This window comes from Streptomyces sp. ISL-12 (assembly GCF_018614415.1).
GTDB lineage: Bacteria > Actinomycetota > Actinomycetes > Streptomycetales > Streptomycetaceae > Streptomyces.
This window is the reverse complement of sequence record NZ_JAGGOO010000141.1, coordinates 1-15809: the sequence shown is the minus strand read 5'-3', so window position 1 is coordinate 15809 and position 15809 is coordinate 1. Positions and strand designations below refer to the sequence as shown.

Genomic DNA, 15809 nt, shown 5'->3' with positions numbered 1-15809 from the left:
GGTACAGCCGCAGCCCTCGGTGAGTGCGCCCCGTACCCGCCGCACCGGTACGGCCGCAGCCCTCGGTGAGTGCGCCCCGTACCCGCCGCACCGGTACGGCCGCAGCCCCCGGTCAGGGTGCCCGGTCGAGGATTCCCGAGCGGGCGATGAGGTAGCCGAGCTGGGCGCGGCTGTCGCTGCCGAGGGTGGCGGCGAGCTTGGCGATGTGGACGCGGGCGGTGCGGACGTTCATGCCGAGGCGGTCGGCGATGACGGCGTCGGTGTGCCCCTCCACCAGCAGGGCGGCGACGGCGCGCTGGCGCGGGGTGATGCCGTCCAGGGTGGGCACCTCCTCGGCCTGCGGATACATGGGGACGGCCAGCCGCCACAGGCGGTCGAAGACGGTGACCAGGTACTCCACCAGCGCCGGGTGGCGGATCTCCAGGGCGAGGGTGCGGTCCCCGTTGGCGGGGATGTAGGCCACCGTGCGGTCCACGATGATCAGCCGTTCGGTGACCTCGTCCAGGGTGCGGGCCTGCACGTCGCCGGTGAGCCGCTCGTAGCGGGCCAGGACGGTGGGCGCGTACCGCAGGGTGTGCTGGTACAGGGCGCGGATGCGGCCGCCGCGGGCGAGGAATGCCTGGTCGCGTTCGAGGACGGGTTCGTGGACCTGGGGCGGGGGGCCGATGTGGGCGCTGTGCGGCTGGATGGTCAGCACCTCGGCGGTGGCCTCGGTCATGACCTCGGCGATGGCCCGGCTGATCCGGTCCTTGCCGCTGAGCAGCCGCAGCGCCGGGGAGTCGTCGGCCGACGCGTCCGGGCCGCCGAGCCGCAGCAGCGGGGCGAAGGTCTCCGCGAGCCGCTCGCCGCGCCGCCGTTCACCGGCGACGCGCTCCTCGGAGGCGCGCAGCAGACGGTGCAGGGCGACGGCCGGGGCCACCGGCTCCAGCCGGTCCGGGGCGGCGACGGCGGGACACAGCAGGCCGGCGTCGAGCAGACACGGCGCCGCGTCGGCCGCCGCGGCCGGGAGGGGGCCGTCGCGCAGCGCGCGGCTGTACAGCTCCAGTCCCACCGGGCACACCTCCTCGCCCGCGTGGTCCTCGTGTGCCGTCGCGGTCACGCGTGACTGCCCCCTTGGCGTCAGTGGTCCTGGTTCAGTATCCCGGACTGCGCGATGAGGTAGCCGAGCTGGGCCCGGCTGCCGCTGCCGAGGGCGGCGGCCAGCTTGGCGATGTGGGCCCGGCAGGTGCGTACGTTCATGCCCAGGCGGCGGGCGATGGCCTCGTCGACGTGGCCCTCCACCAGGAGCTTGGCGATGGAGTGCTGGACCTCGGTGATGCCGTCGGGGGCGGTCTCGTAGGGGACGCCGGCGGTGAGCGGGACGGCCCGGCTCCACATGAACTCGAAGACCTTGATGAGGTAGCGGACCAGTCCGGTGTGCCGCAGTTCCAGCGCGGTCTGCCGGTCGTCGCGGATCGGCAGGAAGGCGACCGTCTCGTCGAGGATGATGAGCCGCTCGACCAGCTCGTCGATGGTGCGGTACTCGGCCTTGCCGTTGGCGAACTGCTCCACGTAGGCCAGCCGCTCGGAGTTGTAGCGGGCGGTGTGCTGGTAGAGGGTGCGGATCCGCACCCCGCGTTCGATCAGGGGCTTGTCCCGCTCCAGTGCCTCCAGCAGCCTCTTCTCCGTGCTGCGGGGGCCGCTCGGCTGGACGGTGAGCATCTCGGAGGCGCACTCGGCGGTCGCGAGGTCGAGGGCCGCGTTGATACGGTCCAGTCCCTCCAGCACGGTGATGGAGTGGCCGGAGGAGGTGTCCTGGGCGCTGAGGGTCAGGAACGGCTCGAAGGCCTCGGTGAGGGCGATCGACGCACGCCGGTGCTCGGAGATCTCGCGTTCGATGGGGGTCAGCCGCTGGGCCAGGGCGACCGACGGGGGCACGGGACGCAGCCAGTCGGGATCGTCCGGGTCCGGGTGGAGAAGGGCGAACTCCGTGAGGCAGGGCGCGGGCTCCGCGTCCGCTCGCAGGATGCGCCCGCTGCGCAGGGCATTCGCGTACAAACGGCTCCCTGCGTCGCACAGCTCCGTGACCGCATGGGGATGCGTCGCCCTTGTGCCTTTTTTACCCATAACTCCACCCCCCAGGGTCATGAACGTGCAGGAACATGATGCACCGTTTGTGTGGCCACGACGTACCTGAATGAGCCATCGTCTTATCCGACGGGGGAGTGAGGGGACCTTCAAGTGAGGACGAAGCCAACTATGCGTAAGAGAATGCTTCGCTCGGTGCTTGTTGCCGCCTTCTCCGCCGTTGCGGCCTTGGGAACAGTGGCCGGCCTCTTCGGCGTGCAGGGCGACACGCACGAGACGGGCGGCGAAAGGACCGTTGCCGCCGTGGCCGTCGGCGACGAGGTGCCTTCGTACCTCCCGGCGGACAGCAAGTGGGACTGATACGCATGTCCACCCCACCCGACGACCGCTCCTTCCGGCGCGAGATGGCGACCGCCTACCGCTCCGGCTGGCACTTCATCGACCTGGTCACCGCCATCCCCCACAGCGGTGACTCCCTGATGGTGACCGTGTTCGGCGAACCGGTCGTCGTCACCCGGGACGATGACGACGACGTCCGGGCGTACCGGTGTCTGCGGCGGCCCCGGGGGGCGCCGCAGCCCGTGCGGTGTGCCATCCGGTACGGAATGATCTTTGTGAACCTGGACCAACGAGACCATCGGCTGGTGGAACCGGAATCCCCCACCTCACGGACCATCTCAGCCACCCCCCGCAGTGCCTGACGCGATTCCCCCGTCGTAAAAGATCGCTCAGGCGCTTCCCCCCGCAGCGGCGTCACCGTGACCTGAACACGGTGACGCCGCTGCAGTTTTTCGTGTTTTACGGGTACGTGTCCCAGGCCGCCCGGCCTCACCCGTTCCCCAGCGCGCGCTCCACCGCGATCTCGATCACCACCCGGGCCGGATTCGGCCGGGGCGGCCGGTACCGCTCCGTGTAGCGCCGCTCGGCCTCGGCGACCGCCTCCGGCCCGGTCCGCACGAAGGCCCGGCCCTCCAGCGTGGACCACCGCCGGCCGTCCACCTGGCACACCGCGGCGCGGGCCCCCTCCGCCCCCGCGGCCAGCACGTACCGCGCCTTCGCGCTCGCCCGGTCCGTGATCACCCGCACCACGCGCGCCCGCGGGTCGTAGGTCGCCCCGACCGGGACGACGTGCGGGGAGCCGTCCGGGCGCAGCGTGGTCAGGGTGCACAGGTGCCGTTCCCGCCAGAACGCGAGGTCGATGGAGAGGTCCATGGACGGGAACCTGTCCGGGGTGTCGGGCACTCGTTCCCCGTGGTGCTCCCTCACGCGACTTGAGTGGAGTAGACTCAACTTTGTGTACGTTGCTTGAGTCAGCACCACCGCCGTCGACAAGGCTTGAGACTGGCACCAGGAGGAGAACCCGAACGTGGACGCCGAGCTGACCAACCGGAGCCGGGACGCGATCAACGCGGCCAGCAACCGGGCCGTGACCGAGGGACACCCGGACCTCACCCCCGCCCACTTGCTCCTCGCCCTGCTCCAGGGCCAAGGACGCCAGGACAACGAGAACATCACCGACCTGCTGGCGGCCGTCGAGGCCGACCAGGCCGCCGTCCGCACCGGCGCCGAGCGGGTGCTCGCCGGGCTGCCCAGCGTGACCGGGTCCACGGTCGCCCCGCCCCAGCCCAGCCGTGAGATGCTCGCGGTCGTCGCCGACGCCCAGACACGGGCCAAGGACCTCGGCGACGAGTACCTCTCCACCGAGCACCTCCTGATCGGCATCGCCGCCAAGGGCGGGGCGGCCGGTGAGGTGCTCCAGGGGCAGGGGGCCACCGCCAAGAAGCTGCAGGAGGCCTTCCAGAAGGCGAGGGGAGGGCGCCGGGTGACCACCGCGGACCCGGAGGGCCAGTACAAGGCGCTGGAGAAGTTCGGCACGGACTTCACGGCCGCCGCACGGGACGGCAAGCTGGACCCGGTCATCGGCCGGGACACCGAGATCCGGCGGGTGGTGCAGGTGCTGTCCCGCCGTACGAAGAACAACCCGGTGCTGATCGGTGAGCCGGGCGTCGGCAAGACAGCCGTCGTCGAGGGGCTCGCCCAGCGCATCGTCAAGGGGGACGTGCCCGAGTCGCTGAAGAACAAGCGCCTGGTCGCCCTCGACCTCGGCGCGATGGTGGCGGGCGCCAAGTACCGCGGCGAGTTCGAGGAGCGGCTCAAGACCGTCCTGGCCGAGATCAAGGACTCCGACGGCCAGATCATCACCTTCATCGACGAGCTGCACACGGTCGTCGGCGCGGGCGCCGGCGGCGACTCCGCGATGGACGCGGGCAACATGCTCAAGCCGATGCTGGCCCGCGGCGAACTGCGCATGGTCGGCGCGACCACGCTCGACGAGTACCGCGAGCGCATCGAGAAGGACCCCGCGCTGGAACGCCGCTTCCAGCAGGTCCTGGTGGCCGAACCGTCCGTCGAGGACTCCATCGCGATCCTGCGCGGACTCAAGGGCCGCTACGAGGCCCACCACAAGGTCCAGATCGCCGACAGCGCGCTGGTGGCCGCGGCCACCCTCTCCGACCGTTACATCACCTCCCGCTTCCTCCCCGACAAGGCCATCGACCTGGTCGACGAGGCGGCCTCCCGCCTCCGCATGGAGATCGACTCGTCCCCCGTGGAGATCGACGAACTCCAGCGCTCCGTCGACCGGTTGAAGATGGAGGAGCTGGCGATCGGCAAGGAGACCGACGCCGCCTCCCTGCAGCGGCTGGAGAAGCTCCGCCGCGACCTCGCCGACAAGGAGGAGGAGCTGCGCGGCCTCAACGCCCGCTGGGAGAAGGAGAAGCAGTCCCTCAACCGGGTCGGTGAGCTGAAGGAGAAGCTCGACGAACTGCGCGGGCAGGCCGAACGGGCCCAGCGCGACGGCGACTTCGACACCGCGTCCAAGCTGCTGTACGGCGAGATCCCCAACGTGGAACGGGACCTGGAGGCCGCCTCCGAGGCCGAGGAGGAGGTCGCGCAGGACACCATGGTCAAGGAGGAGGTCGGCGCCGACGACATCGCCGACGTCGTCGCCGCCTGGACCGGCATCCCCGCCGGGCGCCTGCTGGAGGGCGAGACGCAGAAGCTGCTGCGCATGGAGGACGAGCTGGGCAAGCGCCTGATCGGCCAGACGGAGGCGGTCCGCGCGGTCTCGGACGCGGTACGGCGCTCCCGGGCCGGCATCGCCGACCCCGACCGTCCCACCGGCTCCTTCCTCTTCCTCGGCCCGACCGGCGTCGGCAAGACCGAACTGGCCAAGGCGCTCGCGGACTTCCTCTTCGACGACGAGCGGGCGATGGTCCGCATCGACATGTCGGAGTACAGCGAGAAGCACAGCGTGGCCCGCCTGGTCGGCGCGCCCCCCGGCTACGTCGGCTACGAGGAGGGCGGCCAGCTCACCGAGGCGGTCCGCCGCCGCCCGTACAGCGTGGTCCTGCTGGACGAGGTGGAGAAGGCCCACCCCGAGGTCTTCGACATCCTGCTCCAGGTACTGGACGACGGACGGCTGACCGACGGCCAGGGCCGGACCGTCGACTTCCGCAACACCATCCTGGTGCTCACCTCCAACCTGGGCAGCCAGTTCCTGGTCGACCCGGTCACCACCGAGGCGGAGAAGAAGGAACAGGTCCTGGAGGTCGTCCGGGCCTCCTTCAAGCCGGAGTTCCTCAACCGCCTCGACGACCTGGTCGTCTTCTCGGCGCTCACCAAGGAGGAACTGAGCCGCATCGCCCGCCTCCAGATCGGCGCGCTGTCGCGGCGCCTGGCCGAGCGGCGGCTCACCCTGGAGATCACCGAAGAGGCCCTGGAGTGGCTCGCGGACGAGGGCAACGACCCGGCCTACGGCGCGCGCCCGCTGCGGCGCCTGGTCCAGACGGCCATCGGCGACCGGCTGGCCCGGGAGATCCTGTCCGGGGAGATCAAGGACGGGGACGCGGTACGGGTGGACCGGTTCGGCGACGACCTGATCGTGGGACCGGCGTCGGGCAAGACGCTCTGACGGACGGCGCCGGGCAGGGCCCTCCCCGCGCCTCGGGGAGGGCCCTCACACCGTGAACGCCGAGAAGCGCACCAGCGCGGTACCGGCGTCGTCCCCGGCCACCACGCCGATCTGCACGGCGTCGGCCTCCACGCCGTCCGGCAGCCCCCGCCCGGGGCCCAGATCCAGACACAGATCCGCCTCCCGCTCCGTGCCCTGGTCCGCGGCGTAGGCCGGGCAGGACTCCGTCCCGGGCGCCGGAGCGGCCGGGTAGGTGTGCGCGAGCCAGCCGCGCACGTCCGCACGCGGCATCCGGAACTCGGCGCGGTAGGCCAGGTCCAGCCCGACGAACTCCTCGCAGGCCCCGACGGTCCGGGCGCCGGACGGCAGCGCCGCCCCGCCGAAGGCCAGGGCCCGGGCGCAGCCGGTCTCCCGCATCGCGCCCCGGTCCTGCCGGTCGTCGTCGTCGGACAGGGCGAACCACAGCAAGCCGACGAGGATCGGCAGCAGGGCCAGCGCGGGCACCGCGGCGATCGCCGCGACCAGCCACCACCGGGTCCGCCCCGCCGTCGTCCCCGTCCCCACCGCGCCCCCCCGACCGGCCGGATCATGTCAGCCCTAGGCTGACAGGCCCCGCGGAGGGTTGCCACCCCCCTCCCCGCATGGGAGAGGATGGCGGAATCCGTACGAAGGGAAAATCACGGTGAGCATCGACCCGTCCTCGATTCCGAACTTCGGGGGCAAGCCCGAGCCGCAGCCCCAGGGCCCGGCGGGCCCCGTGGTCCCGGATCAGGACCTCGTGAAGCAGCTTCTCGACCAGATGGAGCTGAAGTACGTCGTCGACGACGAGGGTGACCTCGCGGCGCCGTGGGAGCAGTTCCGCACGTACTTCATGTTCCGCGGCGAGGGCGACCAGCAGGTCTTCTCGGTGCGGACGTTCTACGACCGCCCGCACGACATCGAGACCAAGGCGCAGCTGCTGGAGTCCGCCGACGACTGGAACCGGCGCACCCTGTGGCCCAAGGTGTACTCCCACACCCACGACGACGGCACGGTCCGCCTGATCGGCGAGGCCCAGATGCTGATCGGCACGGGCGTGAGCCTGGAGCACTTCGTCTCCTCCACGGTCAGCTGGGTGCGCGCCGCCATCGAGTTCGACCGGTGGCTGGTGGAGCAGCTCGGCCTGGAGCAGGAGGTCGACGGGGCGGAGAAGCCCGAGGACGACGACGAGTAGACCTGTCGCACGGGCGGGAGCCCGGTCCGGGGCGTGCCCCCGGGCCGGGCTCCCGTGCGTCGGGCTGCCGGACGTCGCCGGTTGCCGCCGGTTGCCGCCGGACGTCGGCGGATGCCGCCGATGTCTCCGCTGTTCCCGATGTTGAGGCGGCGTTCACCCGGAACGCCCCCGGACAGCCGGACAGTACAGGGGGAGAACCCTGTCCGCCCCGTCCGTGAGGAGCCGTCCCCGCGATGACCTGCGCCACCTCCGCCGAGGTCCGTACCGCCCCGACGGGCGGCACCGCCGCGCCACCGCGGCGGCACCCCGCCCCGCGCCCGGACATCCAGGGACTGCGCGCGGTGGCCGTCGGGCTCGTGGTGCTCTCCCACGCCGGGGTGGCGGGGGCCACGGGCGGGTACGTCGGCGTCGACGTCTTCTTCGTGATCTCCGGCTTCCTCATCACGTCCCTGCTGCTGCGCGAGCTGACCGCCACCGGCCGTGTCTCGCTGCGCGCCTTCTACGCCCGCCGGGCCCTGCGGCTGCTGCCCGCGTCGGCACTGGTGATCGTCACCACCCTGGCGGGCGCGTGGCTGTTCCTGTCGCCGGCGCGGTTCGCCGAGTACGCGGGCGACGCCCTCGGCAGCGCGCTGTACACGGTCAACTTCCGGCTGGCGGCGGCCGGCACCGACTACCTCGCGCAGACCGCCCCGCCCTCGCCGTTCCAGCACTTCTGGTCGCTGGCGGTGGAGGAGCAGTTCTACCTGGTGTGGCCGCTGCTCCTGCTGCTCGGCACGCGCCTGGTACGCGGGCGGCGCCGGCTGCTGGCGGCGGGGCTCGGGGTGCTGTGCCTGGGGTCGTTCGCGTTCGGCGTGCGGATGACGGACCTCTCGGCGCCCTGGGCGTACTTCTCCTCCCTCACCCGGGCCTGGGAACTGGGCGCCGGTGCCCTGCTCGCGCTGTGCGCGGCCCGGCTGCGGAAGCTGCCCGGCGCCGTCGCGGGCCCGCTGAGCTGGCTCGGCCTGGCCTGCATAGCCCTGGCGGCGGTGGCGTACGACGACGGGACGCCGTTCCCGGGACCGTACGCCCTGCTGCCGGTGCTGGGCGCGGTGCTGGTGCTGGCCGGCGGCTGCGCGCCCGCCCGCTACGGTGTGGGCCGGCTGCTCGGGCGGCGGCCCCTGGTCCGGCTCGGCGGGCTCTCCTACGGCTGGTACCTGTGGCACTGGCCGCTGCTGGTCATAGCCCCGGCGGCGCTGGGCCGCACGGACGGCACCGCCGGGGTGCCCCTCGCGCTCGGGCTGTGCGCGGCGGCGCTGGGGCCGGCCTGGCTGACGCTGCGCCTGGTGGAGGACCCGGTGCGCTTCCACCGGGCGCTGGCCGGACGCCCCGGGCGCGGCCTGGCGCTCGGCGCCGGACTGTCGGCGGGGACCGCGGCGCTGGCCCTGACGGCGACGGCCGTCCCGCCGGCCATCGCGACCGGCCCGCCCGCGCCCCCGCTCGCGCGGGAACTGGCCGCCGCCGCGGACCCCGGGGCCCGGCTGACCGGCCTGCTGACGGCGTCCCCCGGCGTCCTGCCGGGCAACCTCTCCCCGGCGCTGCCCGAGGTGAAGACCAACCGCTCCGCGGTCTACCGGGACGGCTGCCACGTCGACCACGGCACCACCCGGGCCACGCCCTGCGTCTACGGCGACCGCACCGCCTCCCGCACGGTCGTGCTCTTCGGCGACTCCCACGCGGCGCAGTGGTTCCCGGCCCTCGACCGGCTCGCGACCGCGCGCGGGTGGCGGCTGGTCTCGCTGACCAAGGCGTCCTGCAAGGCCGCCGAGGTGACCATCGTGCGCCGCGGTGAGCCGTACACCGCCTGCGACACCTGGCGGGCCGACGCCGTCGCGCGGATCGGCGCGCTCCGTCCGGACCTGGTCGTCGTCTCCTCCTCGGAGGCGGGCGACCCCGTCCGGCCCGCGGCCGACCTGGCGCGGCAGTGGACCACCGGCCACGCGGACACCTTCCGGCGGCTCGGTGCCTCCGGCGCCCGCGTCGTCGCGCTGCTGGACACGCCGTGGCCGCAGGGCGACCCGGTCGACTGCGCCGCCGCCAACTCCGGGCAGCTGCACGCCTGCGCCGCCCGGCTGCCGGACGCCGTCCGCGACCCCGTCCGGAACACCGCCGTCCGCGCCGCCGCCGACGCGGTCGGCATCCCGGTCGTCGACCCCGCCCCCTGGCTCTGCGCCGCCCGCACCGGTGTCTGTCCCGTGGTCGTCGCCGACACCCCCGTCTACCGGGACGACAGCCACCTCTCCGAGGCGTACGCGGAGGCGCTGACACCGGTGCTGGGGCGCGCGCTGGACCGGCTCCTGGACCGGCTCTGACGTACGCCGCTCAAGGCGTACTCGGCCGGCCTCTACACGTGCGGCAGGGCCTTCAGCCGCCGCACCGCGTCCTCCAGGACGGACACCCGCTTGCAGAACGCGAAGCGGACGAACGGGGCGCCCTCCTCGCGGTGGTCGTAGAAGACCGCGTTGGGGACGGCGACCACGCCGGCGCGTTCCGGGAGGGCGCGGCAGAAGGCGAAGCCGTCCTCGTGGCCCAGGGGGCGGATGTCGGTGGTGACGAAGTACGTGCCGGCGGGGCGGTGGACGCCGAAGCCCGCCTCCGCGAGACCGGCCGACAGGAGGTCCCGCTTGGCGCGGAGGTCGTCGCGGAAGCCGGTGAAGTAAGAGTCGGGGAGGGCGAGTGCCTCGGCGACCGCGTACTGGAAGGGGCCCGCCGACACGTACGTCAGGTACTGCTTGGCCGAGCGGACCGCCGTGAGCAGGGCGGGGGCGGCGGTGATCCAGCCGACCTTCCAGCCGGTGAAGGAGAAGGTCTTGCCGGCCGAGCCGATGGTGACCGTGCGTTCGCGCATGCCGGGGAAGGACGCCAGCGGGATGTGCTCGGCGTCGTCGTACACCAGGTGTTCGTAGACCTCGTCGGTGACGACCAGGAGGTCGCGCTCGACGGCCAGTTCGGCGATGGCCGCCAGTTCGGGGCGGGTCAGGACGGTGCCCGTCGGGTTGTGCGGGGTGTTGATCAGGAGGAGGCGGGTGCGGTCGGTGACCGCGTCGCGCAGTTCGTCGAGGTCGAGGCGGAAACGTCCCTCGTGCGGGCGCAGGGTGACCGGGACGCGGGTGCCGCCGGCCATCGCGACGCAGGCCGCGTAGGAGTCGTAGTACGGCTCCAGGGCGATCACCTCGTCGCCGGGTTCCACCAGGGCGAGGAGAGCCGCGGCGATCGCCTCGGTGGCGCCGGCGGTGACCAGGACCTCCGTGCCGGGGTCGTAGGACAGGCCGTACCAGTGGTGCTGGTGGGCGGCGACGGCGGCGCGCAGCTCCGGGACGCCGGGGCCCGGCGGGTACTGGTTGCCGCGTCCGTCGCGCAGCGCCCGTACCGCCGCCTCCCTGACCTCCTCGGGGCCGTCCGTGTCCGGGAAGCCCTGCCCGAGGTTGATCGCGCCGGTCCGTACGGCCAGGGCGGACATCTCGGCGAAGATCGTCGTCCCGAACTCGGCGAGCCGGCGGTTGAGCAGGGGGCGTGCGTGGGAGGTCATCCGGCCATCCTGCGCCGAAGTCCCGGGGTCCTCAACTCACCGGACGTACGTCCGCGGCCGGCGTGGCGCCGCCCTTCGGCCGAGGGGGCGCCACGCCGGGCCGGTCCGGGCCGTCGGCTCAGATGCGGTCGTCGGGGTGCGCGCCGGTTCCCGGGCCGCGATGGGTTCCCGGGTTGTGGCGCGTCTTCTGCCGGCGCGGCATGAGGCCGAGCAGGCCCAGGAGACCGAGGAGGCCCCACAGGCCCCAGCCGCCTCCGCTGTCATCGTCGTTGTCGTCCTCCTGCGCCTGCGGCTGGATCTGGGCGGCTTGCACGGTGGTCGTCTGGGACGCCACCGGCGCCTGCGCTTCCGCGGTGACCGCGGCGGGTCCCGCGAGGAGAGCGGCGGTCAGAAGAGCACCGATAGTCATGCGACGCATAGTTCCTCCTTGCACGACCCGTGGACGGGGGTCCTGACGGGGTCCTGCTACCCATCTCGGGTGAAACCGGGGCATCGCGCAACTCCGGAGGGCGCGGTCGGCCCTCGGGGAGCGCGGCCGGGCCCGCTGTCCGGGTCGGCCCGCCCGTGCCGGCCATTGGGCCGAACGGGTGAGCCGAGCGCGCCGGGGCCGTCACGGCCACGCCCGCGGGTCCCGTCTCCCGGTGTCCGCGCGGGCCGGGAACGCCGGCCGCGCGTCGACCCTCAGAAGTTGCTCAACTCTGCTTTGGGGTGCGGCGGCCCCGGGCATCTCCGGTGCACGCAACGAGCGGGGCACCCACGGGGGGTCGCTCAACGGGGTTGCTCAACGGAAGGAGGGTGACGCCATGCTCGTCGGCATCATCCTGGCAGTGGTCGTGATCGTGGTCGTCGCGCGGGTCGTGTCCACCTCGCGCCGGAGCGCGCGCTCCGGTCGCGCGCGCGGGCGCGGGTACACGTACGGCAGTGGGGGCGTGGCCGTCGGCGGGGCCGACGGCGGTGGCGGTGGCGGCGGTGACGTCAGCTGGTGGGTGGGCGGCTCGGACGGCGGTCCGTCGTCCGACGGCGGTCATTCCGGCGGTCATTCCGGCGGTCACTCGGGGAGTCACTCGGGGGGTGACTCCGGTGGTCACTCGGGGGGTCATTCCTGCGGGGGCGGGTCGTCCTGTGGCGGTGGCGGGGGCGGCGGATGCGGTGGTGGCGGCGGCTGACACGGGGCAGCCGAGCCTCCGGAGAAGGGGAACCGCGTCTCGTCCCCAGGGGCCCGCACAGGGGTCCCGTACCGAGCGTCCGCCGGGCAGCACACCCGGCGGACGCTTTCGCATACCGGCGTGCGCCGCACGGGGCGGGGCGCACGCGGGGGTTGAACAGGTGAGCTGGTGAGCCCCCTGAGGGATGGAAATACCACGAACTTGGGTAAAAACGCTGTGGCGCCGCCACTGTCCATGATTCTCTCTCATTCGCCCAAGCAGCCTCTCGGGCGTCCTGCGGCCCCCTCCTGACCGGTCGACCGGGCGGTGACAGGGCCGCACCCCCGGCGCGGCCGGGATACGCGGGACCCTGCCCCTTCTTCCCCTGTGTGCTTGCGGAGCCCATCCATGCTCACGACCCTGAACACCGCCTACACCGACACACGCGCGGCCGACCTCGCCTGGGCCCTCGGGCGGGAACCGCTGCCGGCCCTGGCCACCCTCGAAGTCGAACTGGCGGACAGCAATGTCGAGTTGAGACTTCTCGGCGCCTCCCACCAGGTACTCCTGGAGGAGGAGCGGGGCATCTGCTCGGAGACGGTCGCGTGCATCCCCGGCAGCAGGACCCCGCTGCCGCTGGGCGTCGCCAAGCGCGTGGGTGACTGGGAGTACGAGTTCGCGGCCCATGTGGAGCTGCTGTCGCCCGACGCGTTCGCGGGCCGCGCCCAGGAGTTGCTCGCCCTGGTCTCCGACCATCCGCACGGACTCGTCGGCGTCTTCCCGGGCAGCCCCTACGCGTTCACGGCGCTGCTGGTGCAGGGGCGCGTGGGCCAGGTGTCCTGGCGTACCTGGCACGCCTATCCGCAGGAGGGCCGTCTGGTGGCCACCCGGACCAGGGTCGGGGTCTGCGCCGAGGCAACCCGGCCCGGACGCCCGGGCGGGGGCGGGCGCCCCGGCTCGTGCTGCTGTCCGGCCGTTCCGGTGTCCGCGCCGGATAAACCCGGGATCCCCGTCAGGAGGGGCAGTTCCACACGTGTGGGTGACGAAGCGTAGTGTTGAAGTAACGTAACGTCACAACCGTGATCGAACCGCACGTGCCCGCTCCGCCCGGCTCCCCGCCGCCCTGGGGCGGCCCGGGCGGCCGGGGCCGCCACCGCGCCGCCGCGCCGCCCGTCGACGCGCCGCCCGCCCCCGCGCCGCCCCTGCCCGTGCGGCCGGGGACCGGGCGGTTCCTGGTCCTGGCCGGCGTTTTCGTCTGCGCCGCCTGCGGGCTGGTGTACGAACTCGAACTGGTCGCCATCGCCTCCTACTTGACCGGGGACTCGGTCACCCAGGCGTCCATCGTCCTGTCGGTCATGGTGTTCGCCATGGGCATCGGCTCGCTCGTCGCCAAGCGGCTGCGCCGGCTGGGCGCGGCCGGCTTCGGCGCCGTCGAGGCCGCCCTCGCCCTCGTCGGTGGCTGCAGCGCCATGATGCTGTACGCCGTGTTCGCCTGGACCGGCGACTGGGGCGGCCTGTGGGCCGACGCGCCCCGCGTCCTGCTGGTCGCCTTCTCGCTCACCATCGGCCTGCTGATCGGCGCCGAGGTGCCGCTGCTGATGGAGCTGATCCAGCGCATCCGCCGCCAGGACGTGGGCGGCGCCGTCGCCGACCTGTTCGCCGCGGACTACACCGGGTCGCTCATCGGAGGGCTGGCCTTCCCCTTCCTCCTCCTGCCGTTCCTCGGCCAGTTGACGGGCGCCCTGGTCACCGGGACCGTCAACGCCGTGGTCGGCGCCGCGCTGGTGCTCGGGCTGTTCCGGCGCGACCTGACCGGCCGGGCCCGCCGGCTGCTGCTGACCGCCAACATCGTCGTCATCGCCCTCCTCGCCACCGCCGCCGTCCTCGTCGACGACTTCGAACGGGCCGCCCGGCGTGCCATGTACGGCCAGGACATCCGGGTGGCCGTGCGGACCGACGTCCAGGAGGTCGTCCTCCTCGGCGACGCCGACGGCCACCCCCTCGACCTCTTCCTGGACGGCCGGCTCAGGGTCACCGGCGGGGACGAGCGCCGCTACCACGAGGCGCTGGTCCACCCCGCCATGACCGGCCCGCACGCCCGCGTGCTGATCCTCGGCGGCGGTGACGGGCTCGCCGCCCGGGAGGTGCTGCGCCACCCGGGGGTGCGGCGGGTGGAGATCGTCGAGGTGGACGCGGAGCTGACCCGGCTGGCCCGCCGCGACCCCGGCCTGTCCGCGCTCAACGAGCACTCCTACGCCGACCCCCGCGTGCGCGTGACGACGGACGACGCCTTCCACCGGCTGCGCCGGGTGCCCGTCGCCGCGTACGACGTGGTGATCTCGGACCTGCCCGACCCGGGCGTCACCGCGGGCACCAAGCTGTACTCGCAGGAGTTCTACGGCCTCGCCCGCAGGGTGCTGGCGCCCGGCGGGCGGCTGGTGGTGCACGCCGGGCCGTCCGCCGCGCGCACGCGGGTGTTCCGTACCGTGGAGTCGACCCTGCGCGCGGCCGGCCTGCGGACCGCCGCCTACCGGGTGACCGGTTCCCCCGCCGGTGACTGGGGCTTCCTCCTCGCCGCGCGCACGCCGCCGGTCCTCCGTCTCGACCCGCACGGTCCGCGGCCGGTCACCCTGACCCCCGGCTCGCTGGCCCGCGCCGCCCGCGCCGAGGCCGGTACCCCCGTACCGCCGGAGCTGCCGCCGCCGTCGACGCTGGTGCATCCGCGGTACTGACCCGGCGCCTGGTGGAGGCGTTCACTCGTACGGCGTACGCGGCGTCGGCGTACGCGGGTCCGCCGCCCGGCTGTTCATCGGCGAGGCCACGGTCACTCAACCGGGCGATGGCCGAGCTCGGGCCGGCCGGGCGGGCCCAGGCAGCGGGTGAGTTCCCGCCGGCCGGGCGTGTTCCCGCCGTCCGCTGGGTAGGCTCGGCTGACATGGAGCATGAGGTGTTCGTTCCGGTTCCGGCCGAGCGGCTCAGGGAGGCGCTGGCCGACCCCGCCCGGGTCGCCGGCGCGGTGCCCGGGCTCCAGCAGGAGGCCGGCGCCGAGCCCGTCACGGGCCGGCTGAAGATCCGCGTCGGCAGCCACTCCGTCACCTACCGCGGCACCGTGCGGCTCACCGCGCGGGACGACGGCACGTACGCAGCCGAGGGCGAGGCCGTCGAGGCGCGCGGCACGGGCACGGTGGCGCTGGCGCTGGCGCTGACGGTGCGGGTCGGCGGTGCGGACGGCGGTGCGGACGGCGGTGCGGATGGTGGCGCCACGCTGACGTTCGCCGGGACGGCGACGGTGACCGGGCGCCTCACCGAACTGCCGCCGGACGCGGTGACCGCGGCGGTGACGCGGCTGCTGACCCGGTTCGGGGAGAACCTGGGCCAGGCGGCACAGCGGGACGACCCGGCCGGGGCGGCCGGGGCGGAGACGCCCCCTTCCGCCTCCGGGACCGAGGTCTCCCCGGAACCCGAGGGGGAGGGGAAGGTCCAGCAGCGGACCGCCGACCGCCCTCCCGCCACCGAGCCCCCGGCCGTTGAGCCGCCTGCCGTTGAGCCGCCGGCCGCCGAGCCGCCGGCCGCCGAGCCGCCGGTCGTCGAGTCCCCGGCCGTCGAGTCCCCGGCCGCCGAGCCGCCTGCCGTTGAGCCGCCGGCCGTCGAGTCCCCGGCCGTCGAGTCCCCGGCCGCCGAGTCCCCGGCCGCCGAGCCGCCCGCCGCCGAGCCCCCGGCCGTCGAGCCGTCGGCCACCGAGCCCCCCACCGCCGAACCCCCCACCGCCGAGCAGTTCCCCACCGCCGCCGACGAGCCACCCTCCGACAAGCCCTCCGCCGAAGCCCCCGCCGACCCCCTCCCCGA

13 protein-coding genes and 1 pseudogene are annotated in these 15809 nt (G+C 73.7%); 8 read left to right on the top strand and 6 right to left on the bottom strand.

Annotation, left to right across the window (positions count from 1 at the left end; translation table 11 throughout):
• Window positions 1-112 precede the first annotated feature (112 nt).
• Both J7I94_RS32665 and J7I94_RS32660 read right to left on the bottom strand, forming a co-directional pair.
• Window positions 113-1099, bottom strand: coding sequence for a helix-turn-helix transcriptional regulator (locus J7I94_RS32665; protein ID WP_215173050.1), 987 nt, complete (start codon window positions 1097-1099; stop codon window positions 113-115).
• 20 nt (window positions 1100-1119) lie between these two features.
• Window positions 1120-2106, bottom strand: coding sequence for a helix-turn-helix transcriptional regulator (locus J7I94_RS32660; protein WP_215173047.1), 987 nt, complete (start codon window positions 2104-2106; stop codon window positions 1120-1122).
• Between the two features lie 132 nt (window positions 2107-2238).
• Between J7I94_RS32660 and J7I94_RS32655 the strand changes: the two genes are divergently transcribed.
• Together J7I94_RS32655 and J7I94_RS32650 are read left to right on the top strand one after the other, a co-directional pair.
• Complete coding sequence (locus tag J7I94_RS32655) at window positions 2239-2427, top strand: hypothetical protein (RefSeq protein ID WP_215173055.1); 189 nt, start codon at window positions 2239-2241, stop codon at window positions 2425-2427.
• A gap of 5 nt (window positions 2428-2432) precedes the next feature.
• Window positions 2433-2768 (top strand): hypothetical protein, encoded by a 336-nt coding sequence (locus tag J7I94_RS32650; protein WP_215173044.1) that lies wholly within the window; start codon window positions 2433-2435, stop codon window positions 2766-2768.
• 127 nt (window positions 2769-2895) lie between these two features.
• Here J7I94_RS32650 and J7I94_RS32645 read toward each other — a convergent pair whose 3' ends face one another.
• Window positions 2896-3279, bottom strand: a complete 384-nt coding sequence (locus J7I94_RS32645) for a TIGR03618 family F420-dependent PPOX class oxidoreductase (protein WP_215173052.1) — start codon at window positions 3277-3279, stop codon at window positions 2896-2898.
• Window positions 3280-3433: 154 nt separating this feature from the next.
• Between J7I94_RS32645 and clpB the strand changes: the two genes are divergently transcribed.
• Window positions 3434-6040, top strand: coding sequence for an ATP-dependent chaperone ClpB (gene clpB / locus J7I94_RS32640; RefSeq protein ID WP_215173041.1), 2607 nt, complete (start codon window positions 3434-3436; stop codon window positions 6038-6040).
• 45 nt (window positions 6041-6085) lie between these two features.
• Here clpB and J7I94_RS32635 read toward each other — a convergent pair whose 3' ends face one another.
• Complete coding sequence (locus J7I94_RS32635) at window positions 6086-6604, bottom strand: hypothetical protein (protein WP_215173040.1); 519 nt, start codon at window positions 6602-6604, stop codon at window positions 6086-6088.
• Window positions 6605-6722: 118 nt separating this feature from the next.
• Here J7I94_RS32635 and J7I94_RS32630 point away from each other — a divergent pair, with 118 nt between their 5' ends.
• The gene (locus J7I94_RS32630; protein WP_215173038.1) at window positions 6723-7253 is read left to right on the top strand and encodes a YbjN domain-containing protein; all 531 of its coding nucleotides are present in this window, start codon (window positions 6723-6725) and stop codon (window positions 7251-7253) included.
• A gap of 233 nt (window positions 7254-7486) precedes the next feature.
• Complete coding sequence (locus J7I94_RS32625; protein ID WP_215173036.1) at window positions 7487-9601, top strand: acyltransferase family protein; 2115 nt, start codon at window positions 7487-7489, stop codon at window positions 9599-9601.
• Window positions 9602-9633: 32 nt separating this feature from the next.
• On the opposite strand, the gene J7I94_RS32620 is transcribed toward J7I94_RS32625, so the two are convergent.
• Window positions 9634-10818, bottom strand: coding sequence for a pyridoxal phosphate-dependent aminotransferase (locus J7I94_RS32620; protein WP_215173033.1), 1185 nt, complete (start codon window positions 10816-10818; stop codon window positions 9634-9636).
• Window positions 10819-10936: 118 nt separating this feature from the next.
• Window positions 10937-11236: a WGxxGxxG family protein gene (locus tag J7I94_RS32615; RefSeq protein ID WP_215173032.1), complete on the bottom strand. Its 300-nt coding sequence runs from the start codon at window positions 11234-11236 to the stop codon at window positions 10937-10939.
• 1135 nt (window positions 11237-12371) lie between these two features.
• On the opposite strand from J7I94_RS32615, the pseudogene J7I94_RS32610 reads away from it, so the two are divergent.
• The 3 genes and pseudogenes from J7I94_RS32610 to J7I94_RS32600 form a co-directional block, all read left to right on the top strand.
• A pseudogene (locus J7I94_RS32610) lies at window positions 12372-12887 on the top strand (DUF2617 family protein); the annotation flags it as partial.
• Window positions 12888-13042: 155 nt separating this feature from the next.
• Entirely contained in the window at window positions 13043-14695 is a 1653-nt protein-coding gene (locus J7I94_RS32605) for a polyamine aminopropyltransferase (protein WP_215173028.1), read from the top strand.
• A gap of 203 nt (window positions 14696-14898) precedes the next feature.
• Window positions 14899-15809 (top strand): SRPBCC domain-containing protein (locus tag J7I94_RS32600; protein ID WP_251076089.1); only part of this gene is annotated, 911 nt, incomplete at its 3' end.

Excerpts from the sequence above, each read along its gene's own strand:
- J7I94_RS32660 (WP_215173047.1), bottom strand. The coding sequence starts at position 2,106 with ATGGGTAAAAAAGGCACAAGGGCGACGCATCCCCATGCGGTCACGGAG.
- J7I94_RS32655 (WP_215173055.1), top strand. The coding sequence starts at position 2,239 with ATGCGTAAGAGAATGCTTCGCTCGGTGCTTGTTGCCGCCTTCTCCGCC.
- J7I94_RS32650 (WP_215173044.1), top strand. The coding sequence starts at position 2,433 with ATGTCCACCCCACCCGACGACCGCTCCTTCCGGCGCGAGATGGCGACC.
- J7I94_RS32645 (WP_215173052.1), bottom strand. The coding sequence starts at position 3,279 with ATGGACCTCTCCATCGACCTCGCGTTCTGGCGGGAACGGCACCTGTGC.
- J7I94_RS32625 (WP_215173036.1), top strand. The coding sequence starts at position 7,487 with ATGACCTGCGCCACCTCCGCCGAGGTCCGTACCGCCCCGACGGGCGGC.
- J7I94_RS32620 (WP_215173033.1), bottom strand. The coding sequence starts at position 10,818 with ATGACCTCCCACGCACGCCCCCTGCTCAACCGCCGGCTCGCCGAGTTC.
- J7I94_RS32615 (WP_215173032.1), bottom strand. The coding sequence starts at position 11,236 with ATGCGTCGCATGACTATCGGTGCTCTTCTGACCGCCGCTCTCCTCGCG.